This window comes from Dyella choica, from assembly GCF_003977665.1.
In the GTDB taxonomy this organism is placed as follows: Bacteria; Pseudomonadota; Gammaproteobacteria; order Xanthomonadales; family Rhodanobacteraceae; genus Dyella_B; species Dyella_B choica.
In genome coordinates this window covers 530,335-555,070 of record NZ_RYYV01000001.1, presented here as the reverse complement: position 1 = coordinate 555,070, position 24,736 = coordinate 530,335, and the positions used below count along the sequence as shown (strand labels likewise).

20 protein-coding genes are annotated in these 24,736 nt (G+C 62.7%); 12 read left to right on the top strand and 8 right to left on the bottom strand.

Features of this window, described 5'->3' with window-relative positions; genetic code table 11:
* The first annotated feature begins 4 nt into the window (after positions 1-4).
* The 5 genes from rpsD (at position 5) to EKH80_RS02630 (ending at position 4,372) form a co-directional block, all read left to right on the top strand.
* Positions 5-631, top strand: a complete 627-nt coding sequence (gene rpsD, locus EKH80_RS02650; protein ID WP_126683158.1) for a 30S ribosomal protein S4 — start codon at positions 5-7, stop codon at positions 629-631.
* 16 nt (positions 632-647) lie between these two features.
* A complete protein-coding gene (locus EKH80_RS02645; protein WP_126683157.1) occupies positions 648-1,646 on the top strand; it encodes a DNA-directed RNA polymerase subunit alpha in 999 nt (332 codons plus the stop codon).
* Positions 1,647-1,966: 320 nt separating this feature from the next.
* Positions 1,967-2,347, top strand: a complete 381-nt coding sequence (gene rplQ, locus EKH80_RS02640) for a 50S ribosomal protein L17 (protein WP_126683156.1) — start codon at positions 1,967-1,969, stop codon at positions 2,345-2,347.
* Between the two features lie 151 nt (positions 2,348-2,498).
* Entirely contained in the window at positions 2,499-3,011 is a 513-nt protein-coding gene (locus tag EKH80_RS02635; protein ID WP_126683155.1) for a disulfide bond formation protein B, read from the top strand.
* Entirely contained in the window at positions 3,008-4,372 is a 1,365-nt protein-coding gene (locus tag EKH80_RS02630; RefSeq protein WP_126683154.1) for a class II 3-deoxy-7-phosphoheptulonate synthase, read from the top strand. The genes EKH80_RS02635 and EKH80_RS02630 overlap by 4 nt, the downstream gene beginning before the upstream one ends.
* Before the next feature lie 65 nt (positions 4,373-4,437).
* On the opposite strand, the gene bla is transcribed toward EKH80_RS02630, so the two are convergent.
* Both bla and EKH80_RS02620 read right to left on the bottom strand, forming a co-directional pair.
* The gene (bla, locus tag EKH80_RS02625) at positions 4,438-5,316 is read right to left on the bottom strand and encodes a subclass B3 metallo-beta-lactamase (RefSeq protein WP_126683153.1); all 879 of its coding nucleotides are present in this window, start codon (positions 5,314-5,316) and stop codon (positions 4,438-4,440) included.
* 82 nt (positions 5,317-5,398) lie between these two features.
* The gene (locus tag EKH80_RS02620; protein WP_126683152.1) at positions 5,399-7,015 is read right to left on the bottom strand and encodes an amidase; all 1,617 of its coding nucleotides are present in this window, start codon (positions 7,013-7,015) and stop codon (positions 5,399-5,401) included.
* 190 nt (positions 7,016-7,205) lie between these two features.
* Here EKH80_RS02620 and EKH80_RS02615 point away from each other — a divergent pair, with 190 nt between their 5' ends.
* Both EKH80_RS02615 and EKH80_RS02610 read left to right on the top strand, forming a co-directional pair.
* Positions 7,206-7,847 carry a c-type cytochrome gene (locus EKH80_RS02615; RefSeq protein WP_425481127.1) on the top strand — a complete coding sequence of 214 codons (642 nt, stop codon included), beginning with the start codon at positions 7,206-7,208 and terminating at the stop codon, positions 7,845-7,847.
* Positions 7,844-9,130 (top strand): c-type cytochrome, encoded by a 1,287-nt coding sequence (locus EKH80_RS02610; RefSeq protein WP_126683150.1) that lies wholly within the window; start codon positions 7,844-7,846, stop codon positions 9,128-9,130. Before EKH80_RS02615 ends, EKH80_RS02610 begins: the two co-directional genes overlap by 4 nt.
* Before the next feature lie 29 nt (positions 9,131-9,159).
* Here EKH80_RS02610 and EKH80_RS02605 read toward each other — a convergent pair whose 3' ends face one another.
* The 3 genes from EKH80_RS02605 to EKH80_RS02595 form a co-directional block, all read right to left on the bottom strand.
* Positions 9,160-10,341 (bottom strand): efflux RND transporter periplasmic adaptor subunit, encoded by a 1,182-nt coding sequence (locus tag EKH80_RS02605; protein WP_126683149.1) that lies wholly within the window; start codon positions 10,339-10,341, stop codon positions 9,160-9,162.
* Between the two features lie 9 nt (positions 10,342-10,350).
* On the bottom strand, positions 10,351-13,536 hold the full coding sequence (locus tag EKH80_RS02600) for an efflux RND transporter permease subunit (protein ID WP_126683148.1): 3,186 nt from the start codon (positions 13,534-13,536) through the stop codon (positions 10,351-10,353).
* A gap of 244 nt (positions 13,537-13,780) precedes the next feature.
* Positions 13,781-14,308: a mismatch-specific DNA-glycosylase gene (locus tag EKH80_RS02595; protein WP_126683147.1), complete on the bottom strand. Its 528-nt coding sequence runs from the start codon at positions 14,306-14,308 to the stop codon at positions 13,781-13,783.
* Between the two features lie 105 nt (positions 14,309-14,413).
* Here EKH80_RS02595 and rng point away from each other — a divergent pair, with 105 nt between their 5' ends.
* The 3 genes from rng to tldD all read left to right on the top strand — a co-directional run bounded on the left by rng (position 14,414) and on the right by tldD (position 21,361).
* The gene (rng, locus tag EKH80_RS02590) at positions 14,414-15,943 is read left to right on the top strand and encodes a ribonuclease G (RefSeq protein WP_126683146.1); all 1,530 of its coding nucleotides are present in this window, start codon (positions 14,414-14,416) and stop codon (positions 15,941-15,943) included.
* A 36-nt stretch (positions 15,944-15,979) separates the two neighbouring features.
* Positions 15,980-19,831: a YhdP family protein gene (locus EKH80_RS02585; protein ID WP_230473373.1), complete on the top strand. Its 3,852-nt coding sequence runs from the start codon at positions 15,980-15,982 to the stop codon at positions 19,829-19,831.
* Between the two features lie 90 nt (positions 19,832-19,921).
* Positions 19,922-21,361 (top strand): metalloprotease TldD, encoded by a 1,440-nt coding sequence (tldD, locus tag EKH80_RS02580; RefSeq protein ID WP_126683144.1) that lies wholly within the window; start codon positions 19,922-19,924, stop codon positions 21,359-21,361.
* Positions 21,362-21,400: 39 nt separating this feature from the next.
* Here the strand turns inward: tldD and yjgA are convergent, their stop codons facing one another.
* Both yjgA and EKH80_RS02570 read right to left on the bottom strand, forming a co-directional pair.
* Positions 21,401-21,925, bottom strand: a complete 525-nt coding sequence (gene yjgA, locus EKH80_RS02575) for a ribosome biogenesis factor YjgA (protein WP_196240326.1) — start codon at positions 21,923-21,925, stop codon at positions 21,401-21,403.
* Complete coding sequence (locus tag EKH80_RS02570; RefSeq protein WP_126683142.1) at positions 21,922-22,173, bottom strand: DUF1653 domain-containing protein; 252 nt, start codon at positions 22,171-22,173, stop codon at positions 21,922-21,924. The genes yjgA and EKH80_RS02570 overlap by 4 nt, the downstream gene beginning before the upstream one ends.
* A gap of 103 nt (positions 22,174-22,276) precedes the next feature.
* Between EKH80_RS02570 and pmbA the strand changes: the two genes are divergently transcribed.
* Together pmbA and EKH80_RS02560 are read left to right on the top strand one after the other, a co-directional pair.
* Positions 22,277-23,647, top strand: a complete 1,371-nt coding sequence (gene pmbA / locus EKH80_RS02565) for a metalloprotease PmbA (protein WP_126683141.1) — start codon at positions 22,277-22,279, stop codon at positions 23,645-23,647.
* Between the two features lie 92 nt (positions 23,648-23,739).
* Positions 23,740-24,174 carry a DUF4870 domain-containing protein gene (locus EKH80_RS02560; protein WP_126683140.1) on the top strand — a complete coding sequence of 145 codons (435 nt, stop codon included), beginning with the start codon at positions 23,740-23,742 and terminating at the stop codon, positions 24,172-24,174.
* Between the two features lie 98 nt (positions 24,175-24,272).
* Here the strand turns inward: EKH80_RS02560 and EKH80_RS02555 are convergent, their stop codons facing one another.
* Positions 24,273-24,533 (bottom strand): exodeoxyribonuclease VII small subunit, encoded by a 261-nt coding sequence (locus tag EKH80_RS02555; protein WP_126683139.1) that lies wholly within the window; start codon positions 24,531-24,533, stop codon positions 24,273-24,275.
* Positions 24,534-24,736 lie beyond the last annotated feature (203 nt).

The window sequence follows — 24,736 nt, the reverse complement described above, 5'->3', positions numbered from 1 at the left end:
AACCATGGCACGTTATCGTGGAGCTACCTGCAAACTCGCGCGCCGCGAAGGTTCGGACCTGAGTCTGAAGAGCCCGGCACGCGCAATCGACTCCAAGTGCAAGCTGGAGAACAAACCCGGCCAGCACGGCGCCAACAAGCGCATGCGCATGTCCGACTACGCCGTCCAGCTGCGTGAAAAGCAGAAGGTCAAGCGCATCTACGGTGTGCTTGAGCGCCAGTTCAGCAACTACTACACCAAGGCATCGACTCTCAAGGGCAATACGGGCGAGAACCTGTTGCGCCTGTTGGAGAGCCGCCTTGACAATGTCGTTTACCGCATGGGCTTTGCGGTCACCCGCGCCCAGGCCCGCCAGCTCGTTTCGCACAAGGCGGTGCTGGTGAACGGCAAGAAGGTCAATATCCCGTCCTACCAGGTTCGCCCCGGCGACGAGGTCGCGCTGACCGAGCGCGCGCGCAACCAGCTGCGCGTGCAGGAAGCCTCCACCGTGTTCGACACGATGGACCTGCGTCCGCAGTGGGTCGAAGTGGACGCCAAGAAGTTCGCCGGCACGTTCAAGTCGGTCCCTGATCGCGCAGATCTGCCGACCGACATCAACGAAGCGCTGATCGTCGAGCTTTATTCGAAGTAATCAACCGGAGCCCTGCATGGCAGTTTCGTCAACCAGCGTACTGCGGCCCCGCGGCCTCAGCGTTGAACAGCTTGGACCGAATCGCGCCAAGGTGGTGGTGGAGCCGCTCGAACGCGGTTTCGGCCACACCCTGGGCAACGCGTTGCGTCGTGTGCTGCTCTCATCGATCCCCGGCAGCGCCATCGTCGAGGTCGAAATCGATGGCGTGCTGCACGAGTACACCACCCTCGAAGGTCTGCAGGAGGACGTCATCGAAGTCCTGCTCAACCTCAAGGAAGTGGCGATCCGTCAGCATACGGGTGATGAAGTCACCCTCAGCTTGTCCAAGAAGGGCAAGGGCGTGGTCACGGCCGGCGACATCGCCGTTGACCATTCGGTGGAGATCATCAATCCCGAACACGTGATCTGTCACCTCACCAAGGACATCACGCTGAACATGCGCCTGAAGGTGCGTCGTGGCGTGGGCTATCAGCCGGCCAGCGCGCGCCAGCATCCGGATGACGAAGCGCGTCCGATCGGCCGCCTGCAGCTGGATGCCTCGTTCGCACCGGTGTTGCGCGTGGCATACGAAGTGGATGCGGCTCGCGTGGAGCAGCGTACCAACCTCGACAAGCTGATCCTCGATATTGAAACGAACGGCACCATCGGTGCGGAAGACGCGGTACGCAAGGCTGCTGAAATCCTCAACGACCAGCTGTCGGTGTTCGGTGATTTCTCGCGCCGCGAAAGCGCCACGGACAAGGCGGAAAAGGGTGGTTTCGATCCGCTCTTGCTCCGTCCGATCGACGATCTGGAGCTCACCGTCCGTTCGGCAAACTGCCTGAAGGCCGAAAGCATCTACTACATCGGCGATCTGGTGCAGAAGACCGAGGTGGAGCTGCTGAAGACGCCGAACCTTGGCAAGAAGTCGCTGACCGAGATCAAGGACGTCCTGGGCGTGCGTGGTCTCGCGCTCGGCATGAAGCTCGAAAACTGGCCGCCGCCGGGCCTGTCGCACGGCATGCAGCTGGGTTGATATGATGTCGGCGATCGTATGATCACCGACATGATTTCGTAGCGGCGGGTTTGTACCTGCCGTTACCCAAGGCGATCATTCGCCGAAGATGAAAAGACAGCCTCCATGGCTGCGCATAAGATGTATTGGCGATCCCGCTTGATCGCCGCGACAAATAGGCTGGCGAGCACGGAACTGTTCCATTCGCCATGCAGAAGCGGCCGTTCATGGCTGCGCTCTTAAAAAAGCCTGATTCACATAGGGCTTTAACAGCGGGCAACCGCGGGAAGTCGGGCCGATGGCCGGCTTTTCATAACAACAGACACTAAGAGAAATTCACCATGCGCCACCAAAAATCCGGTCGCAAACTCAACCGCACCAGCTCGCATCGCGAAGCGATGTTCAAGAACATGGCTTCGTCGCTGATCAAGCACGAGCTGATCCGTACCACCCTGCCCAAGGCGAAAGAACTGCGCCGCGTGGCTGAACCGCTGATCACGCTGGCCAAGACCGACAGCGTGGCCAACCGCCGCCTCGCGTTCGCGCGCCTGCGTGACAAGCAGGCCGTGGGCAAGTTGTTCGTCGAGCTGGGGCCGCGCTACCGCGAGCGTCCCGGCGGCTACCTGCGTATTCTCAAGTGCGGCTTCCGCCCGGGTGACAACGCCCCTCTGGCCTACGTCGAGCTGGTGGACCGCCCGCGCACCGAGGGTGCCGCCGAGTAAGTCCGCTCCAAGACAGGTTTGGACGTCCAAATGCAAACCCCGGCTGGGCAACCAGGCGGGGTTTGTGTTTTGGGGAGGGGCGCGCCATGACCTGCTGACAGCGTGGCTGGGAGCGGGTAATGTCGTCATTCCCCCCCACTCCATTTCGGCCATGAACCCTCTTCGTTGGTCCTATCGCGTCAGTTTTTTGTTTGGCTTCCTGATCTGCGCCGGCCTGCTGGGGTTTGCACTGTATGCCGAGTATCAATGGGGACTGGAACCGTGCCCGCTGTGCATCTTCCAGCGCATCGGCTTCCTCTTCATGGCCCTGTTCTTCCTGGTCGGTAGCGTGCATGGGCCGCGCGCAGGCGGCCGCTGGTTCTATACCGGGCTGGTGCTCCTGGGCGCATTGTTCGGGACCGCGGTGGCCGGGCGCCATCTATGGATCATGACGCTGCCGCCGGACCAGGTGCCCGCCTGCGGTCCCAATCTGGCCTACATGTTCGACGCCTTCCCGTTCGAAAAGGCCCTGAAAATGGTGTTCACTGGCTCCGGTGAATGCGCCAAGATCCAGCCCATCCTGGGCCTGCCCATTCCGTTGTGGGCTTTGCTGTGGTTCGTTCTTCTTTCGATACTGGCGATACGCGCGACCTTGCACCGCGCTGCGCCGAGGTTGCGCCGATGAGCCAGACTGTACATTCCATCGAACAACTGACTTGGACGCCCACTTCCTGGCAGCAGCGCGTGGCCCTGCAACAGCCCCAGTATCAGGACCTCGCCGAGCTCGACCGTGCGCTCGGCGAACTGTCGCAACTGCCGCCGCTGGTCACATCCTGGGAGGTGCTGGCGCTGAAGCAGGCCTTGGCCGAAGCGCAGGAAGGCAAACGCTTCCTCCTGCAGGGCGGCGATTGCGCCGAGAGTTTTGCCGACTGCAACAGCCCGATCATCTCCAACCGCCTCAAGGTGCTGTTGCAGATGAGCTTGGTGCTGGTGCATGGACTCAAGCAGCCGGTGCTGCGAGTGGGACGTTTTGCCGGGCAATACGCCAAGCCGCGCTCGGCCGATACCGAGACCCGAGACGGTGTCACGTTGCCTAGTTTCCGCGGAGACGTGATCAACAGCCCGGAATTCAACGCCGCGGCACGCCGACCCGACCCACAGCGCCTGATTCGCGCGCACGCGCATTCGGCGCTTACCATGAACTTCGTGCGCGCCCTGGTCGACGGTGGCTTTGCCGATCTGCACCATCCCGAGTACTGGGATCTCGCCTGGGTGGAACACTCGCCGCTGGCCGCCGAATATCGCCGCATGGTGGCGGGCATCGGAGATTCGCTGCGTTTCATGGAAACGCTGGCCGGACCCATTGCCGGCTTTACCCGCGTGGATTTCTTCACCTCGCACGAAGCGCTGCTGCTGCACTACGAGCAGGCGCTTACGCGCCAGGTTCCCCGCCATCGCGGCTGGTTCAATCTTTCGACCCATTTCCCATGGATCGGCATGCGCACCGCCGCCCTGGATGGCGCGCATGTGGAATACTTCCGCGGCATTCGCAATCCGATTGCGGTGAAGGTGGGGCCGTCGGTCACGCCTGAACAGCTGTTGCCCCTGATCGATGGCCTGAATCCCGAGGACGAGCCGGGCCGTCTCACCTTGATTCACCGTATGGGCCACGCGCAAATAGCCGAGCGGCTGCCGCCGCTGCTCGATGCGGTCAAGCGTGCAGGCCGCCGGGTGCTTTGGGTGGCCGATCCGATGCATGGCAATACCGAAAGCACCGCCAGTGGCTACAAGACGCGTCGCTTCGACAATATCCGCAGCGAGCTGGACCAGGCTTTCGATATCCACGCCGCTGCCGGCACTCATCTGGGGGGCGTGCACCTGGAACTGACGGGCGAGGATGTCACCGAATGCATGGGCGGCGCCCGCGATTTGGGCGAGGCCGATCTGCAGCGTGCCTACAAATCGATGGTGGACCCACGCCTCAACTACGAGCAATCGCTGGAGCTGGCGATGCTGATCGTGCGCAAATCCGGGCGCATGAGCTAGTTCGTAAGCTGGGATGACAATCCCAGCTTCTACCCGCGGCGTGATGCTGGGATTGTCATCCCAGCCTACAGGGTCCCGGCTTCCTTGCGCATGCGTTGTTCAAGATTGTGCTGCCCTTCGTCAGCGTAGGCTTTGCACGCCTGCGTATCGATCAGGGGATTAGGTTTACCGGGCGCCATGGCCGCCGCTTTTTCGAAAAAGCCATCGCGCGGGTGTGGTGTCAGCAGAATGTCGCAAGGCAATGCGGACAGCACGGCGAGCGCGTGGCGGTAGCCAGCAAGACGTTCCGGATGAGTCGGATCGGTATAGCGATAATCATCCGTACTGAGTAGCGAGATACTGTCGGCATAGACGATCGACAGACAGCGATTTTCTTCGCAGGAGCGCCAGGTCCAACCGCTGCCTCCGGGCGTGTGTCCAGGCATGGCGTGCATTTGCAATGCCAATGAGCTTACGTGCACGGTTTCCCCGTCGGCCACGATACGGATCTTGGAGACTTTGGGGTAGAACGGCGCCATCCCGTGTTGTGGATCATCGGGATCGTCTCCGCCAAGCTCCAACGCCTTTGCCGACATTGCACTTGCGGCTACCTGGGCTCCGCTATCATGCACTAGCGCAGCAATGGCGCCTGCGTGGTCACCGTGCGTATGTGAGTTGAGAATCAGTTTGATGTCCCGCACGCGAAAGCCCAGCGCGCGAATATTCGATTCGATCATCCCCGCGTTTTCCGGCAGCGTCCCATCGATCAGCACATGGCCCTTGGGCGAGGTAATCAGAATGGCGCTAAGTCCATGCGAGCCGACGTAATACGTATTGCCGTAGATGCGGAAAGGCTGCTGTGGCTGCGTCCAGGTGGCACGCATATCGGGATCTGTCCACGGCGTAGCGGCATCCACATGGGTAGTGACGAAAGCCAGCGCGCACAAAACTAACCAATGGTTCATGGGATAGGCCCAGGGGAGGTGGCGTAACGCTAGCTCCCCGAACTGGCCGAAGCAGAAGGGCTTCGGCCAGCCAGCTGGCGTTTCAATGGCTCTGCGCGGGCACGGGTGCGTAGGCCTTGCCATCCACCGTATCCAGGAATTTGGGCGCTTGCCACGCATGCGTGTGTTGCTCGAAACCATAAGCGATCGAAATCAGCGCCGGTTCGCTCCACTTGCCACCGAAGAACACGATGCCTACCGGTAGATCGTGTGCCCATCCCGCCGGCACGGTGATCGATGGATAACCCGCCACCGCAGCCGGCTGCGAGGCACCGCCAATGGTCGGATTGCCGCTGACGATGTGATCGCCGAGCGCCAGGTCCGTGAGATAGGCCGGCCCCCATGAAGGCGAGAGCAGGGCATCCAGATGATTGGCCTCAAGTGCCGCGTCGATACCTTGCGGTCCCGAGAGCTGCTTGGCCTTGGTCAACGCATTCAGATACGCCTTGTCAGTAAGCGGACCTTTGGCTTGCGCCTGTTCGAACAGGTCCTGCCCAAACCAGGTCATTTCGCGCGCGGACTCTTGTTGGTTGAAGGCAATCAGATCGGCAAGCGTCTTCACCTTCAATCCCTTGCGGTCGGCGAGATACGCATTGAGGTCATGCTTGAAGTCGTACAGCATCACGGTCATTTCCGGATCGCCCAGATCAGCCAGATGCGGCAGCGCGACCGGATCAACGATGATCGCGCCTTGCGCTTTCATCGCCGCAATGGCTTCGTCCAGCACGCGATCGGCATTCGGTTCGTTGCCGGCAAGCTGGCGCACCACGCCGATGCGCTTGCCGCGCAAGCCATTCGGGTCGAGGAAGCGCGTGTAGTCCGTCGCATGCTTGTCCGCTTCGGCCGTGGCCGGGTCGCGCGGGTCGCTGCCTGCCAAGGCGGAAAGCAGGATCGCCGCATCGGTGACATTGCGCGCCAAGGGGCCGGCGGTATCCTGGTTGTGGCTGATCGGGATGATGCCGCTGCGGCTGACCAAGCCCAGCGTCGGCTTGATGCCGACAATGCCGTTCATCGATGCAGGGCAGATGATCGAGCCGTCGGTTTCCGAGCCTACGGCCACGGGCACCAGGCCGGCGGCTACCGCCACGGCGGAACCGGAACTCGAGCCGCACGGATTGCGATCCAGCGCATACGGATTGCGCGTCTGTCCGCCTCGCCCCGTCCATCCGCTGCTGGCGTGGGCAGAGCGGAAATCCGCCCATTCGCTCAAATTGGCTTTGCCGAGGATCACCGCACCGGCTTTGCGCAACCGTGTCACCAGCGCTGCGTCTTGCGCTGCCGGTGCGCCTATCAGCGCGAGTGAGCCGGCCGTGGTCAGCGTGTGATCACCGGTGTCGATGTTGTCCTTCAGCAGAACCGGAATGCCATACAGCGGCCCATGCGAAGACGTGCGCTTCGCATCCGCGGCGGCGGCAATCTTGCCGGCATCGGGGTTCAGCTCCAGTACCGAGCGCAGCATCGGGCCGGCCTGATCGATCTTGCGGATGCGTGCGATATCTTCCTGCACCAGCGCCTTGCTGGTGAGCTTGCCTGCGTCCATGCGTTGCTGCAGCGCGGTCACGCTTTGCCAGGCGATGTCATGGCTGTCCTGGGCCAAAAGAGGAGTAGTAGGCAAAACGGCAAACGCAAGGGCGGCGCACAACAGCGACGGGCGAAGCATGGCGACCTCCGACTAGGGGCGTGGCGTGATGCCGCAGCATAACCGCAGGTGCCGCGGTTGGCGTGTGGGCTACCCCTATACTTTCGGCATGGCTACCAGGGGTCGGCCAACTCTTCGTATGTGCTTGCGACGACTGCTCCCATTTACCCTGCTGATTTGCGTCGCTCTTGCGCACGCCGATCAACCGGGCGTGCCTGACACGCTGCAACAACGCATTGCCGCTTGCACCTCCTGCCATGGCGTGCACGGCGAAGGTTCTTCCGGCGGTGGCTTCTTCCCGCGCCTGGCGGGCAAGCCGTCCGGGTACCTCGCATTGCAAATGCAGAACTTTCAGCGTGGGCTGCGCGAGTACGCGCCGATGGAATACACCGTGCGCCTGCTCACGCCAGAATACATGCACGAGATCGCCGAGTACTTCGCCGGACAGCAGGTGCCTTACGAGCGCAAACCGGTGCCGACGCTTACACCGTCAACGCTGCAGCGTGGCGAGCAACTGGTCATGTCGGGCGATCCCGCCCGCCAGATACCCCCATGCCAGGCTTGCCACGGCAAGCAGCTCACTGGGACGGAACCTTCGGTGCCGGGGCTGGTTGGCCTGCCTTACGACTACCTCAGTTCGCAGCTCGGCTCGTGGCGCACCGGCACACGCGCTTCCGCTGCGCCGGATTGCATGGCCCAGATTGCCAACCGCCTCGCGCCTGCTGACATCACAGCTGTTTCGGCCTGGCTGGCGAGCCGGGACGTGCCGGCCGATGCGCATCCGCAGTCCGCAGGCTCCATCACGCCGCCCTTGCGTTGTGGCGTATTGCAAGGTCAAGGAGGCGGTGCATGAGGCGGTGGCTGTGGATGCCTGCCGTGTTATGGGTGATCGTGCTGGCCGGAGGCTGGTGGCTGTCGCAGCGACATCGGCAGATGCAGCCCGAATTGGAAGATCCGGTCATTGCCGTGATGCTCAAGGATCCCGCCAGGATCGCCAAGGGCCATTACCTGGCTACGGCCGGCGATTGTGTTTCCTGCCACACCGCACGCGGTGGCCAGGCATACGCGGGTGGCCGCCCGCTGCCCACGCCATTCGGCAATATCCCCGCGCCCAACATCACTCCCGATGCGGAAACCGGCATCGGCAACTGGAAGTTCAGGGATTTCTGGCACGCCTTGCACGATGGCGTCGGACGCGACGGCGAGCCGCTCTATCCGGCATTTTCGTATACGTCGTTTACCAAGGTGCCGCATGACGACGCTGTCGCCATCTTCGCCTACCTGCGCTCCTTGCCGGCCGTTCATCAGGTCAACGTACCGCTTGGGCTGCGCTTTCCCTATAACCTGCGCAGCACGCTTACGGCATGGCGGGCGATGTATTTCAAGGCGGGCGCGTATCAGCCCGATCCTTCGCAATCGGAGTCCTGGAATCGCGGCGCCTATCTGGTGCAAGGCCTTGGACACTGCAACGAATGCCACGCAGCTCGCGGCGCATGGGGCGGTATTGAGGCCAGCACCGCCTTGACCGGTGGACGGATACCCGAACAGGACTGGTATGCGCCGGATCTGAGCACGCAGGCCAATGGCGGCCTGCAGGGCTGGAGCCGGCAGGACATCGTCGACGTGCTGAAGACGGGCCAGGCGTCGAAAGGCGACGCGGTCGGGCCCATGGCAGACGTGGTGGCGAACAGTACGCAATACCTGCGCGACGATGATCTGCAAGCCATCGCCGATTATCTGCTTTCGTTACCGGCCCGTGCCGCTCCTGCACGCGTGCGTTCGAACCTCAGCGCACAATCCCTGACCGACCGCGGTAGTGCGGTGTACGGCGAACGCTGCGAGAACTGCCACGGCAAGGACGGTATGGGTATCCCAGGGATCTACCCGCCACTGAATGGCAGTGCGTCGGTGGTGGAGCCTACGGGTATCAATGCAACGCGCGTAGTGCTGCTGGGCGGATTTCCTGCGCTGGCCGCCGGCAACCCTCGCCCGTACTCCATGCCACCGTATGCGCAGCGGCTAAATGATGCAGATGTTGCCGCGGTGGTGACCTACATCCGGCAGGCTTGGTCCAATCGCGCAACGGGGATACAGGAGCGCGATGTGGCGACGTACCGGCACACGCCGATCGACTAGTCTGCGCATGCCGCGATGGGTATCCCGGTCTATGGCAGGCGCTGTTCTTGCGCCGGGTTGGGTTCGACCAGCTTCACTGGCTGCTTTTCGTACAGAGAATCCGACGGGCTTAGCACCAGACGGTCCTTATCGTTGAGTCCGTCGGTAATCTCCACCGTATTGCCGAAATCTCGCCCCAGCGTTATCGGCTGCAAATGCACGTGCTGCTGGCCATCAACCAGTGCAACACGCAGCCCTTCGGCACGGAACAACAATACGTTGGCGGGAACGATGTAATGGCTCGTGGCCGTCGACACATTCAACTTTACGTTGGCATAGACACCGGGCAGCAGTTGTTGACTGGCATTGTCGACGTCCACTTCTGTGCGCAGTGTGCGCGTACTGGGATCGAGCGCATCGGCTGTGCGCGCCACGCTGCCGGTGATCGGCCTGGCGCCGTAGGTGTTCAAGCTGACATCGACGGGCATGCCGGTGTGCACGCTGGCAGCGTAGGTTTCCGGTACATCCACGTACACGCGCAGCTTGCTGGTATCGGCGATCACGAACAGATTGCCGCCGTTGGCACCCGCATCCACCAGCGCACCGATATTCAGGTTGCGCTGTGTAACGATGCCGTCGTACGGAGCATGAATAAATTTGAAGTCTTGCAGGCTCTGCAGGCGGGCGACGTTAGCTTCATCCGCCTGCACGGTAGCGGTACCCGCCCGGTACTGCGCCATGTACTGGTCGGCCAATTGCTGCGCCACCAAGCCTTGCGTCGCCAGCTTGGCATAACGATCCGCGGTGACCTTGGCGAATGCCAGATTGGCCTGGTCGGTGCGCATCTGCGCCTTGCCCTGTAGCAGTTGGTTGTCGACATCCGGTGTGTCCAGGTCGGCCAGGCGCTGCCCCTTCTTCACCTTCGCGCCGATATCGACGTACCACTTGGCGACGTAGCCGGTAGTGCGCGCATACACCTGTGCGTCCTGCCATGAAGCGACCGTGCCGGGCAGGGTCAGGTCCTGGTCCCCGGGCGAGGCTTTGGGAGTAATCGTCGCTACCGTGGTGATGGCATTGCGGTTGGTATCGGCGGTCAGCTCACGCCGCGCATGCACGCGCTTGGTGATGCCAAATCCAGCCAGCACGGCCAGCAGGGCACCGAGCCCGAGGAGAACGAGCCGTGCGCCACGCGAAGGCTTGGCGGCAGGAAGGGGAGCATGGGCAGTGGACATGATCGGCTCTCACGCTACGGCTGCATCGAGGCGCGCCTTGCGGCGCCGATGCAGCAGACTGAAAAAAGTCGGTACGAAGAACAAGGTAGCGGCGGTCGCCAGCACCAGGCCGCCGATCACGGCACGCCCCAGCGGTGCGTTCTGCTCGCCACCTTCGCCCAGGCCCAGCGCCATCGGCACCATGCCGATGATCATCGCCAGCGCCGTCATCAGCACTGGGCGGAAACGCTGGAAGCCGGCTTCAACGGCGGCCTGCACCGGGTCGCCATGGTGGGCCAGCCGCTCGCGTGCGAAGCTGATCACCAGGATTGAATTGGCGGTGGCTACGCCCATGCACATGATTGCGCCCATCAGCGCCGGTACCGACAGCGTGGTACCGGTGAGGAACAGCATCCATACCAATCCGGCCAAAGCGGCAGGCAGAGCCGCAATGATGATCAGCGGATCCAGCCAACTCTGGAAGTTCACCACGATCAGCAGATACACCAGCAATATCGCGAACAGCAGCCCACCCAATAATCCTCGGTAGGAAGCCTGCATGGTCGCAACTTGGCCGCGCACGTCGATGTTCACGTCGCGCGGCAGATGCTTGGAGTGTTCAGCCACGACGCGTTGCACATCGCTCGCCACGGCGCCGAGGTCGGTGCGGTCGACCGAGGCATACAGGTCCATGGTGGGCCGCGTGCTGTAGTGCGTGACGACCGCCGGCCCTTCGCTGCGCGAGAAGGAGGCCAGGTTCTGCAGCGTCTGGCTGATTGTCGTGCCGGACGAACTGCTGTTTGCCGAACTGCTGCCTGAGATGCTGCGGATCGGCAGGTTCTTCAGTGCCTGCAAGCTGTCGAGGCGGTATTGCGGTGTCTGGGTGGTGATGCCGTAGCTGTTGCCGGTTTTCGGATCCACCCAGTAGGTGGGGTTGACCTGCGAAGAGCCAGCCAGCGCGGTCAGCAGGTTGCTCGCCACATCCTGGGTCGTGAGGCCGACCAGGCTGGCGCGTGTGCGATCCACGGTCACACCGATCTGCGGCAGGTTGAGCGCCTGCTGGATGCGCAGGTCGACCAATCCTGGAATCGTCAGCAAGTCGCCGTAGAGCTCCTTGGCGACCTTGGCCGAAGCTTCGGCATCGTGGCTGGATACCTGCACATCGATCGGCGCCGGCGCGCCGAAGTTCAGGATCTGCCCGACCATGTCCGCCGGCAGGAACGAGAAGATCACGCCAGGATATTTTTGTGCGAACTGTCGGCGCAGGCTACGTACGTAATCGGCGGTAGGGTGATGATCTTCATTGAGCGTCACGAAGACATCGCCGTCCGATGTGCCCACCACGCCGGTGTTGCTATAGGAAAGGTTGATGCCGCTGTAAGGGACACCCAGCGCATCGACGACACTGGCCAGCTCCTGCCTTGGAATCGTGTCGCGAATCACGCTTTCGATGCCGTCTGCGAGCCGCGCCGTTTCCTCTATGCGCAAGCCGACGGGGGCGCGGAAATGCAGCTTGATCTGGCCGCCGTCCACGTAGGGGAAGAAGTCACGTCCTAGCCATGGCACCAGCGAGCCCACCGACAGAGTGCAGGTTGCGAAGAACAGGATCGCGAACAGGCCACGATGGCGCTCCGTAGTCTCCAGCGCGCCGCGATAGCCCGTGCGCAGGCGCTCGAAGTGTCGTTCGAATGCCAGTTGGAAGCCGCTCAACGGCCCGTTCGCTTGCTTGTTGTGGTTGTGCTTCTTCAGCCAGAACAGCGAAAGCGTGGGCACCAGGGTTCGCGACAACACGTATGAGGCCAGCATCGCGAACACCACCGCTTCGGCCAGTGGCGCAAACAGATACTTCGCTACGCCGCCGAGGAAGAAGATCGGCACGAACACGATACAGATCGACAAGGTGGAGACGAAAGCAGGCACGGCGATTTGATGCGCCCCTTCCATGATCGCGTCATAGACCCCCTTGCCTTGCTCCAGATGCGAATTGATGTTTTCAATCGTTACCGTGGCGTCGTCGACCAGAATGCCGACTGCCAGCGCCAGGCCGCCCAGCGTCATGATGTTGATGGTCTGGCCCAGCGCGGACAGCGTGATGATCGAAGCAAGGATCGACAGCGGAATCGAGATCGCAATGATCAGTGTCGAGCGCCAGGAACCCAGGAACAGCAGAATCATCAGGCCGGTCAAAGTCGCAGCGATCACGCCTTCGCGGATCACGCCCGAGATCGCGGCGCGTACAAAAAGGGATTGGTCCGAAAGCGCGTTGATCTGCAAGTTCAGTGGAACCGCTGCGCGGATGGCCGGCAGCATGCCTTTGAGCGTGTCCACGATATCCAGCGTGGAGGCATCGCCGATTTTCAGGATCGACATCAGCACTGCGCGCTGGCCGTTCACACGCACCACGTTGGTTTGTGGCGGCGAGCCATCGTGCACTTGGGCCACATCGCGGATGTAGGTGGTGACGCCGTTGACGGTGCGGATCGGAGCGTTGTTGAGTTCTTCGACCTGCAGCGGGCTACCGTTCAACTTCACACTGTATTCGATATCGCCGATCTTCTGCGTGCCTGCGGGCAGGATCAGGTTTTGCGCGCCGATCGCCGCCACCACGTCGCTGGGTGACAGCTTATGGGCTAGCAACGCCTGCGGATTGATATCCACTTGCACCTGTCGCTGCCTGCCGCCGTAAGGGTACGGTGTGGCCGCACCGCGCACGGAAGTAACGAAGGTGCGCACGATCTGGTTGGCGTCGTCGAAAATGGTGGCTTCCGACAGCTCCTTCGAGGACAGCGCGAACTGCAGCACCGGCACGGTGGAGGCGTTGTACACCAGAATCAGCGGCGGCGTAGTGCCTTGCGGCATGCCGCCCAATACCGTCTGCGAAATCGCAGTGACCTGCGCTACGGCCATGTCGATCTTCACGTTCGGCTGGAAATACACCTTCACCAGGCCGATGCCGTTGACTGACATCGTCTCGGTGTGTTCGATGTCGTTGACCGTGGTAGTTAGCGCCCGCTCGTAGCCGGAGACAATACGGTTGTTCATGTCGTCGGCGGGCAGCCCCGTGTACCGCCACACCACCGAAACCACCGGAATATCGATATTTGGAAAGATGTCCACCGGCGTGCGCAGGATCGCCAGGGGGCCGAGGATCAGTAGCAGTAGCGCGAGAACGACAAACGTGAGCGGCCGTTCGAGCGCGATTTTGACGATCCACATAGCCGATGCTTTCCATCAGCCGAAGCGAAACGGACGTCCATTCGCATGGGCTGACTCTAGGGGGAGGGGCGGAACTTGGCAGCCTAGACAATTTTCGGGGCGGCAACCATGTGCCAGAGGCAATGCATGGGCCGCATGGATTTGCGCTGAGCGGTGCAGGCAGGGATGGCCATCCTTGCATCGCGCGGATCGCATGCATGGCAATGCCGGGGTTTGCACCCCAGCCTACGATTGTCATCCCGGCCTATGCGCTCCTGGCTTGTGCTGCCAGTGCGACCCAATGCGCCAGATCCCAGTGCCCGCGCGCTTGCCCGGAGGGCGATGGCAGCACGAACACCTTGGTCGCACCGAATGCACGATCCTGCAATCCGTAAACGACGCTGGTGCCTAGTACTGCGCGCGCTGCGTGCTTGCTGGTGAAAGCCAGGGTGCCCGGCGCGTACCGCTCGATCTTGGCCAGCAGCCCGGCAACGTCAAAGGCGTCCCTGGGCAATTCGTCATCGTTGCCCACATGGCGCTTGGCCAGGTCGGTCAGGCCGATGCCGAATTCAGGCAGCAGGGGAAATTCCCGCGGCGCCAGCAGCCGCGGCGTAAGGCCGGCCTGGAACAGCGCGCGCCAGAACCTGTTGCCCGGATGGGCGTAGTAGGCCCCCTCCAGGGCCGACCGTTTGCCGGCCGCGGTGCCACAGAACACCAGTTGCAGGCCGGGGCGGAGAACGTCAGGGAGGATTGGGTTGTCGGATGGAGTCGGAACAGCTTTGGGCAGGCGCATGACAGCCACTTTACCGAACTCGGCAGTACAGCAGGAGACGTGCGCCACACATCGACAGTTCTCGCAAGTAACGGCTATAAATGTCTGGATGCTTTGGGGAAATTTGTGAGCGAAGAAATCCTGATCAACGTGACCCCGCGCGAGACCCGGGTGGGCGTGGTGGAGAACGGCATGCTGCAGGAGCTGCATGTCGAGCGGGCGTCCCGGCGTGGGTACGTCGGCAACGTCTACAAGGGAAGGGTGCAGCGGGTGATGCCGGGCATGCAGGCGGTGTTCGTGGACATCGGCCTGGAACGGGCGGCCTTCCTGCACGCCTCGGACATCGTCCGGCCGCCGCTGCCGGAGGGGGCCGAGGTCGGTACCAACGGCAATGGCAACGGCCATATGCCCTCGATCAGCGAGCTGGTGCACGAAGGCCAGGAAATCGTGGTGCAAGTGGTCAAGGACCCGATCGGCACCAAGGGTGCGCGGCTGTCCACCCACCTGTCGATTCCCTCGCGCTACCTGGTGCTGCTGCCGCATGCGCGCACCTTGGGCATCTCCACCCGCATCGAGGACGACGACGAGCGGCAGCGGCTGAAGGAGGTTCTTACCCCGCTGATCGGCGAAGACACGTCCAATAACCCCGCGTCCAACAACCCCGCGTCCAATAATCCCAGGCTGGGCTACATAGTGCGCACCAATGCCGAGGGGCAGTCCGCCGAGTCGCTGGCGTTCGATGTGACCTACCTGGGCAAGGTCTGGCGCGTGGTGCAGGAAAATATAGCCAAGGCCAAGGTCGGCGAGCGCGTCTATGAGGAGCTTTCGTTGCCGCTGCGCGCCTTGCGCGACCTGCTCAACGACGACATCGAAAAAGTGCGCGTGGACTCGCGCGAGACCTATGAAAAGGTCGCCAAATTCGTACACAAGTTCATGCCGAGCCTGGACGATCGCATCGAACATTACTCCGGCGAGCGGCCGATCTTCGACCTCTACGGCGTGGAGGACGAGATCCAGCGAGCATTGCGCAAGGAGGTACCGCTGAAATCCGGTGGCTACTTGATCGTCGACCAGACCGAGGCGATGACCACCATCGACGTGAATACCGGTGGCTACCTTGGTACGCGCAACCTGGAAGAGACCGTCTATCGAACCAACCTGGAAGCCGCGCAGGCGGCAGCGCGCCAGCTCCGGCTACGCAATCTCGGCGGCATCATCATCATCGATTTCATCGACATGACCGATGAGGAACACAAGCGCCAGGTCATCCGCATGCTCGAGAAGGGTCTTGCCCGCGACCATGCCAAGACCACCGTGTATCCGATGTCGCCGCTAGGCCTGGTGGAGATGACACGCAAGCGCACCACCGAAAGCCTGGAGCGCCAGCTGTGCGAACCGTGTCCGGCATGCATGGGGCGCGGCACGGTGAAAACGGCCGAAACCGTCACCTACGAAATTTTCCGCGAGATCACCCGCGCGGTGCGACAGTTCAATGCGCAGAAACTGCTGGTGATGGCGAGCCCCAAGGTCGTCGGACGCATTCTTGAGGAAGAATCCGCCGCGGTGGCCGAGCTGGAAGAATTCATCTCCAAAAGCATACGCTTCCAGGCCGAGGAGCATTATTCGCAGGAACAGTTCGATGTCGTACTTCTTTGAAGCAGGCCTGGGCCCTGTAGCGGACTTCCCATAAGCATGCAGTTTCAAGCCTGGACCCATCGCATTACGCGTGCCCTCGGCTGGTCGGTGGGCGTGGTGCTCATTGCGCTCGCCCTCACCGCGGCCTTGGCGCAAGTGCTGCTGCCCTTGCTGGCGAAGCATCCTCAATGGGTGGCGCAAGAGCTCGGCGAAAGGCTGCAGCTGCCGGTGGGTTTTGCTGTCCTGGAAGGGCGCTGGGAACCGTCCGGTCCACGTTTTGTCATGCACGATGTAACCTTCGGCCCCGGCGAGGCGAGCAGCACTCCGCTGCACGTGCCGGAGGTCGACTTGAAGCTTGACTTCGGGGGCTGGCTGCTGCCTTCGCGGCATTTGCTGAACCTGCAGGCACGCGATCTGGAGCTGAACATCACGCGCGATCCCGACGGCCGCTGGCACGTGAACGGTCTGGGCAAGGCCGGTAGCACCGAGCGGCAGAACATTTCGTTCGGCCGCCTATCCATCGAGCTGTGGCTGGACAATCTGCGTGTCAACATCGACGACCAGGTCATCAACGAACGCTACACGCTGCTGGCTGACCAGTTGCGACTGACGCACCAGGGCAGTCACATCAGGGTGGGTGCGCGCGTGCACCGCATCGGCGCCACTGGGGTGCTGAGCGCAGCCGGATGGTTCCGTGACGATGGCGCCAACGGCAAATTCTGGATGACCACGCAGAACGCCGACCTGCACGGCCTGCTGGCCGGCTTCGACATGGGCGGCTACGCCATCGACAGTGGCCGGGGCGACATCGCGGTATGGATGGATTGGCGCGAGAAGCAGATCGTGCGGGATCTATTCCAGCTCAATTTGCGGGATCTTGTCGTCACCAGCCCGACCGGCGTCAAGGTAAATGTTACGCAGTTGGACGGGCTGGCCGAACTGAGCCGCCACGACAGCGGCTACACCGCGCGTTGGACCGACCAGGACGGTGGGGCATTGCGTGTGGATGTGGATGGCTTTGGCACGCCGCAGTCCGAGATCCGGGCCGTTGCCAGCAAGCTGCAGCTGGCGCCCCTCATGCCTTGGATCGGCTTGAAACCGGGTCTGGCGCCAGGTTTGGCGCAGTGGTTAGGAGCGGGGCAGCCGCATGGCGAGATCGAGCGCGCCGTATTCCACTGGAGCGCTGCAACGGGTCTGAACAACTTGGATGCCGCGTTTGGCAACCTCGGCATTGCGGCGGTGGGCAAGCTGCCGGGCCTGGACTCTTTGCAAGGCGAAGTACGTGGCGATGCCGAAGCTGTTTCGTTGGAGCTGCCAACGCAGACGACGACCATCAATCTGCCGCATACCTTCCGCAAACCCTTCGTGATGAGCCAGCTGGGTGGCAGCGTCGCGGCCTGGCGTGACGAGGATGCGGTGCATATCGGTATCGCGAACATGGACTTCGAAGGCGAGGGCTATGGCGGCAACGCGCAAGGCGAAATCGATTTGCCCAGCGCTGGCGGACGTCCGATTCTTGACGTCTATCTCGCCCTTACGCATGCGGACATGGCGGCAGCCAAGTTGTTCTGGCCGATCGATTCCTTGAATCCGCATGCGCTGGAGTGGTTGGACCAGGCCTTCGTATCCGGGCGCATCGATGACGCTGCCGTGCTGGTGCGGGGCAGCCTCGCCAATTGGCCGTTCCATCACAATGAAGGGCGTTTCGAGGCGCGTGCCGATATCAGCGACCTGACGCTGTCCTACGGCAAGAGCTGGCCTGTGGCCGAGCACGTGCAGGCCGTCGCCAATTTCATTGACGCGGGGATGCTGGTCGAGGCCACGGGGGAATCGCTGGGCGCCAAGGTGAATCGAGCGGTGGCGGTGATTCCGGAACTGGCGCATACCACGCTTGATCTCAACCTCAATGGCGCAGGCAACGCCTCCGACCTGATCAACTTCGTCAGCAACAGCCCGATTGGGAACAAGCACGCGGATGTGCTTGCCAAACTCAAGTTGGGCGGCACCGGCACTTTCGATTTCCATCTGTCCTTGCCGATGAAGGACATGCACGATTTCCTGCTAGACGGCACCGCGCAGTTCAAGGATGTTGATTTGAACGCGCCGGATTGGAAACTTGAGCTCGACAAGCTCAATGGCCCGGCCACTTTCGATGCCCACGGCTTTCATGCCGGTACGCTCGCCGGCAGTTTCCATGGCGAGCCCACGCAAGTGAATCTTGCCATTGCCCATGCCACCGGCGATCCCAATGTGGTGCTGGCCGCCAGGCTCGACGGCAACTACACCGTGCCCGAACTGCTGCAGGACTACCCCCAGCTCAAATGGCTGGGCGACCTGGCCGACGGACGCAGCCAGTTCAGCATCGGTTACCAGCTCGCGCACGGCGACGATGGCGTTACAGACGTCCAGACGCTCAGCATCGATTCGCCGTTGTCCGGCGTGGCCCTGAATTTTCCCATACCACTGAGCAAGCTGGCAGACAGCACGCTGCCCTTGCATGTCACGCTTGGCGTGCCAACGGCGGGCACCCAGGTGCAGGTGGCGCTGGGATCGGTGGCGAGAGGACGGCTGCGCCTGGCCAACGGTGAAGCATCGCCGCTTGCGGCGACGTTTGCATTCGGCGCTCAGATGCCCGACGCCAATACCCTGCCGGCCAAGGGCATGCGCATTCGTGGCGATGCGCCGGAGCTGGACGTAACCGGCTGGATCAAACAATCCATCGCCGGCAACTCCGGCGGCAATGGCATGAGCCTGGAAACGATCGACGTGAATACCGAGCACGCCGAAGTGTTCGGCCGCGACTTTGCGAACATGCACGTCACGGCCGAGCCCAAGGCCGATACGTTGGAACTTGACGTGGACAGCAGCGCAGCCGCCGGCCATTTCAGCGTGCCGACGGTCGACCTGAACAAGCGCGGCATCACCGCACGGCTGCAGCGCATGTACTGGCCGAAGCAGCCGACTCTCGCCAAGAAACCGGGCGAAGCGCCGCCGCCGGCGACCGATCCGGCCAACACCGGGATCGATCCTCGCAGCATGCCTCCGCTGCATTTCTGGGTCCATGACCTGCGCCTGGACGAAGCCAAGCTCGGTGAAGCGCGCCTGGAAACATGGCCGACCTCCGATGGCATGCACATCGACCAGCTTTCCACACAGTCGCGCAGCGTACAGATCAGCGGAAGCGGCGATTGGAACGGCACGCCCACCCATAGCAATACGCGTCTGCGCGTGGACTTCGCTGCGAACAACCTGGGCGACATGCTGACCGCCTTCGGTTATGCCGGGATTTTCGACGGCGGCAAGACGCAGTCGCAGCTCAACGCCACCTGGCCCGGCGGACCGTGGGCGTTCGAGTTGGGCAACATGGAGGGGACGCTCGGCGTGAACGTCAGCAACGGCAATATCCCGAAGGCGTCGCCAGGAGTCGGCCGCCTGTTTGGGCTGGCATCCATCGCGGAACTGCCGCGCCGCCTGTCATTCGACTTCAACGACGTGTTCGGCAAGGGCTTCGGCTTCGATTCGATCAAGGGCGACTTCAAGCTGAGCAACGGCAACGCCTACACCGACAACCTGAAAGTGCACGGGCCGGCCGCGGAAATCACCGTCAAGGGCCGCACCGGTTTGCGCAACCGTGATTACGACCAGCAGATGGTGGTCGTTCCGCACATCGGCAGCAGCTTGCCGGTAGTGGGCGCCGTGGTGGCCGGTCCGATCGGTGCGGCGGCGGGCCTGGCCGTGCAGACCGTGTTGGGCAGGGGACTCAACCACGTCGTCAATCAACGCTTCCACATCACCGGTAGTTGGGATAAACCCGTGTTTACCTCGGTGGACGCAGGCAGTTCCGCGCAGACGGCTCCGGCCAACAGCTCTTCCACACCCGCTCCGGCATCAACCACGGGGCATCCTTAAGCTTCGTCGATCCTGCGCCCAGCCGGGTTTTAAACTGCCGGAGCCGACCCCAGATCGGTCCAACCCACCCCTTTCAGCCGGTTCCTATCCATGAATTCTCTTATCGCCCAGGCCGAACACCGTCTGCTCACCCCCGGTGGCCTGGCCACCGGCGACCTCGAGCGCGTGTTCACGCAGCTGATGGGGCCGTCCATCGATGCAGCCGATCTCTACTTCCAGCATTCGCGCAGCGAGTCCTGGGTGCTGGAGGAAGGCATCGTCAAGGATGGCAGCCACTCCATCGAGCAGGGTGTCGGCGTGCGTGCCATCAGCGGCGAGAAGACCGGGTTTGCCTATTCCGACGAGATCATCCTGCCACAGCTACTGGACGCATCCAGGGCTGCCCGCGCCATCGCCCAAGGCGGTAACGGCGCGGGGAAGCCGCTGGCGATGCATGGGGTGAAGTCGCTGTATCCGGCGATCGATCCGGTGGACAGTTTGCCCAACCCCGACAAGATCGCCGTGCTGCGGGAGGTGGATGCCTATGCGCGTTCGCGCGACCCGCGCGTGAAACAGGTCATCGTCAGCCTCAATGCCACGTTGGACACCGTGCTGATCGCCGGCTCCGACGGCACCCTCGCTGCGGACGTGCGCCCGCTGGTACGGTTGTCCGTGCAGGTGATCGCCGAGCAAAATGGCCGTCGCGAGCAGGGTTATGCCGGCGGCGGTGGTCGCTATGGCTATCGCGAATTGCTGGAAAACGGCCGCGCCCAGGCGTTCGCGGATGAAGCCGTGCGCCAGGCGCTGGTGAACCTGCAAGCCGTCGATGCGCCCGCCGGCAGCATGACGGTGGTGCTAGGCCCGGGCTGGCCGGGCGTGCTGCTGCATGAAGCCATCGGCCACGGCCTGGAAGGCGATTTCAACCGCAAGGGCAGCTCGGCTTTTGCCGGGCGTATCGGCCAGCGCGTGGCGGCGCCGGGCGTTACGGTGGTGGATGATGGCACGTTGCCTGGCCGCCGCGGCTCGCTGAGCGTGGACGACGAGGGCACGCCAACTTCGTGCACCACCCTGATCGAGGATGGCATCCTCAAGGGCTACATGCAGGACAAGCTCAATGCGCGCCTGATGGGCATGGCGCCCACCGGCAATGGTCGCCGCGAATCTTTCGCGCAGTTGCCGATGCCGCGCATGACCAACACCTACATGCTGGCCGGCCAGCATGATCCGCAGGAAATCATCCGCTCGGTGAAGAAAGGCTTGTACGCCGTCAACTTCGGCGGCGGGCAGGTGGACATCACCAACGGCAAGTTCGTGTTCTCCGCCAGCGAGGCCTACCTGATCGAAGACGGCAAGGTCACCACGCCGGTGAAAGGCGCCACCCTGATCGGCAGCGGTCCGGAGGTGCTTACGCGCGTTTCGATGATCGGCAACGATCTCGCGCTGGACGAGGGTATCGGTGTATGCGGTAAGGACGGGCAGAGCGTGCCGGTGGGCGTGGGTCAGCCGACGTTGCGCGTGGACGGCATGACGGTGGGCGGCACCGCATCCTGATGCGGCGTAGGTTGGGGTGTAAACCCCAACCTAGGCATTCTAGGCATTGTCTTCGGGCAAGTCTTTCAGCAACTGAAAAATCTCCCGATAAGCCCGCGGCGGCTTGTTCGTTTCGCGCTCGATACGGGCTTGGCGTAACAGCGAGCGCAGGTGCTGGCGATCGACATCGGGGTGCTGGCCGATCAGGTCCTGCAGGGCTTCGTCGCTTTCCAGCAAGCGTTCGCGCAAGGCTTCAAGGCGATGCATTGCCGCGGTCTCCTTGCGCTGCTGTTCGCGATTCTCGCCAAGCAGCGCACGCGCGCCATCGAAGGCTTCGTCGTCATGACGGCGCATCATCTTGGCGAGAAAGCCGAGCTGGCGCTTGCGTGCGATATGCGAAGTAATGCGGCGCAGGTTGTCGATTTCGCGCAGCACGTCTTCCGGCAGGTTGGCGCGGGCGAGCTTCGACGGCGGCAGCTCCGCCAGCTGCGAGGCAAGCGACAGCACAGCCAATGCGTCACGGCGCTGCTGTGTGCGGGTGGGGCCGTAGTCGTGGTCGGGGTCGTCGGTGTAGGTGCGGTTCACGGCGTGTTCCGGTCGGCCTGTGCGAATGGGGCCGGCATGGCTTCGATCAGGGCGAAGCGGGGGATGGGTTCGCCCTCCAGCTCCACCGTTTCGGCAAACATCGTTGCCGGGCGTACCCATAGTCCGTAGTCGCCGTAGAGCGACTGGTAGACGACCAGTTCTTCCATGGTTTCGCTGTGCCGGGCGGTGCCGATCACGCGATAACTCTGGCCTTTGTAGTGACGATAGATGCCGGTGGCTATGGACATGGGCCGCTCCTATGGCAACCTTTGACGATTAGAAGTATTGGCAATGGGTCTAGGCGGCCCCACGTTTGCCTATTGTACCCATCCCCCTGCAGGAAACCCCTAAGTGAGCGACATCGCCATCAGCCAGGACACCAGCCAGCGCGAACTCGACCGATTGGCCGAGCTGGCCGAAGACGTGATTCGCCGCGCCCGCGCCGCCGGCGCCAGCCAGGCGGAGGTGTCGGCCAGCATTGGCACCGGCCTCAACGTCAACGTGCGCCTGGGCGAGGTGGAAACGGTCGAGCACACCCGCGACCGCGGTTTCGGCCTGACCGTGTATTTCGGCAAGCGCAAGGGCTCGGCCAGCACCGCCGACCTGAATGCGGATTCGATCCAGGCTACGCTTGACCAGGCCTGCGCCATAGCGAAGTACACCGAAGAGGACCCGGCTGCCGGCCTGGCCGATGCTTCGCGCATGGCCACCCAGTTTCCCGATCTCGACCTGTGGCATCCGTGGGCGATCGACACGCCGGCAGCGATCGCGTTGGGTCAGGAAATCGAAGCCGCCGGGCGTGCCCACGCGGGCATTACCAATTCCGAGGGCGCCAGTGTGCAGGCAGGCGAGAGCCTGTCCGTCTATGCCAATTCGCACGGCTTCGTGGGGCGCGAACGCGGTACGCGGCATTCGCTAGCGCTGTCGTTGATCGCTGGCGATGAAGCGGGCATGCAGCGCGATGACTGGTACGACGCCGTGCGCAGTGCGAATGACTTCATGAGCGCGCGGGCACTGGGCGACAAGGCCGCCGAACGCACCCTTGCACGAGTGGGGGCGCGGCGTTTGTCGACCCGTCAGGCGCCGGTGCTGTTCGTGCCGGAAGTCGCGCGCGGACTGATCGGTCATCTGATTGGCGCGGTGAGCGGCGGGTCGTTGTATCGCCGCGCCAGCTTCCTGCTAGACCATGCCGGCAAACAGATCATGCCTGCCTGGCTCACCATCGTGGAACGCCCGCATCTGAAGCGTGGCCAGGGCTCGGGGGCATTCGATGCGGAAGGCGTGGCAACGCGCGACAGCAGCTTGATCGAAAACGGCGTACTCGCCCGTTACATCCTGGGCAGCTATTCCGCGCGCAAGCTCGGGCTGGAAAGCACCGGCAATGCCGGCGGCATCCATAACCTGGTGGTCGAATCCGGCCATGGCGACGCCGGCCCGGCGGATGACTTCAGCGGCATGCTTCGCCGCCTGGGTACCGGACTGCTGGTCACCGAGGTGATGGGGCAGGGTGTCAACACCATCACCGGCGATTACTCGCGCGGCGCCGCGGGCTTCTGGGTGGAAAACGGCGAAATCGCCTATCCGGTGGAAGAGATCACCATTGCCGCCAATCTGCGCGACATGTATTCCGGCATCGTTGCGGTGGGAGCCGACGTGGACCGGCGCTCGCATCTGCTGACCGGTTCGATTTTGATCGATCGCATGACGATTGCCGGCGAGTAGGGCGAAGGTTACACGGCAAGTTCCTGCGCAGCCTGCTAGGATGCTTTGCACCGGCATAGGCCGGTGTTTGCACGACTTGACAGGAGGTGCCCATGAGCGTTCCGCCCGAGTCCGTTGTACCGCCTCAGCCGAGTGAGCCCCTCGGTGGCGATATTCCCGCCGAAGAGCGCACCTGGGCCATGTTCGCGCATCTGTCCGCCTTGCTCGGCGCCTTGCTTACCGCCTCGCTGGGTGCTGGCTGGGGATGCTTCATCGGGCCGCTCGTGATCTGGCTGGTGAAGAAGGACAGCATGCCCTTCGTCGCCGATCAGGCCAAGGAAGCGCTGAATTTCAATATTTCCGTAGCCATTGCCACTTTGGCGCTGGTCGTGCTGTCGGCCATTACTTTCGGAATCGGCCTGATCATCGCGCTACCGCTGTGGGCGATCATCGGCATCGCATGGCTTGTGTTGACAATCATCGCCGGCGTGAAAGCCAACGAAGGCGTGCGTTACCGCTACCCGTTTGCGTTGCGCCTAATCAAGTAGGTGGGGGATGGCCATCGTAGGCTGGGTTGCGAAACCCAGCATTGCTGTGCATGCAACCTGCGCGATGCTGGGATTGCCATCCCAGCTTACGAGTCCTGCTAATTTTCGCCGGGCTTGAACGGCGCTGCCTGGTCCGGCGCTTCCGGATCAAGCAGCAGGCGCACGCGCAATTCGGCTTGGTCGAGCGCCTGTTGGCAGTGGCGATAAAGGCCGATACCGCGTTCGAAGGCGCTGAGCGAATCGTCCAGGCTCATCTCACCGCCTTCCATGCGCGCCACCAGTTGTTCGAGTTCGTCGAGCGAGTGCTCGAAGTCGGCGACCGGGGTCGTTTCAGCGGGGGCGGGAGTGGACTTGGCCATGGCCGGCAACGCTAGCGCAGCGTTAGCTCGGAATCAATCGTTGTGACGAGCCGGCGTGACCCAATGAGACGTTTGCGTTGCAGGCAGCGCATGTCTCGCGGCTTGTCAGCAGCTATGTCGCTAAGGCTTGATTTCGATATATCGAAACACTATCCTGCCATCCTCCCCAATCCCGCGTGAGCCGAGGGACGGCTTGCCATAGG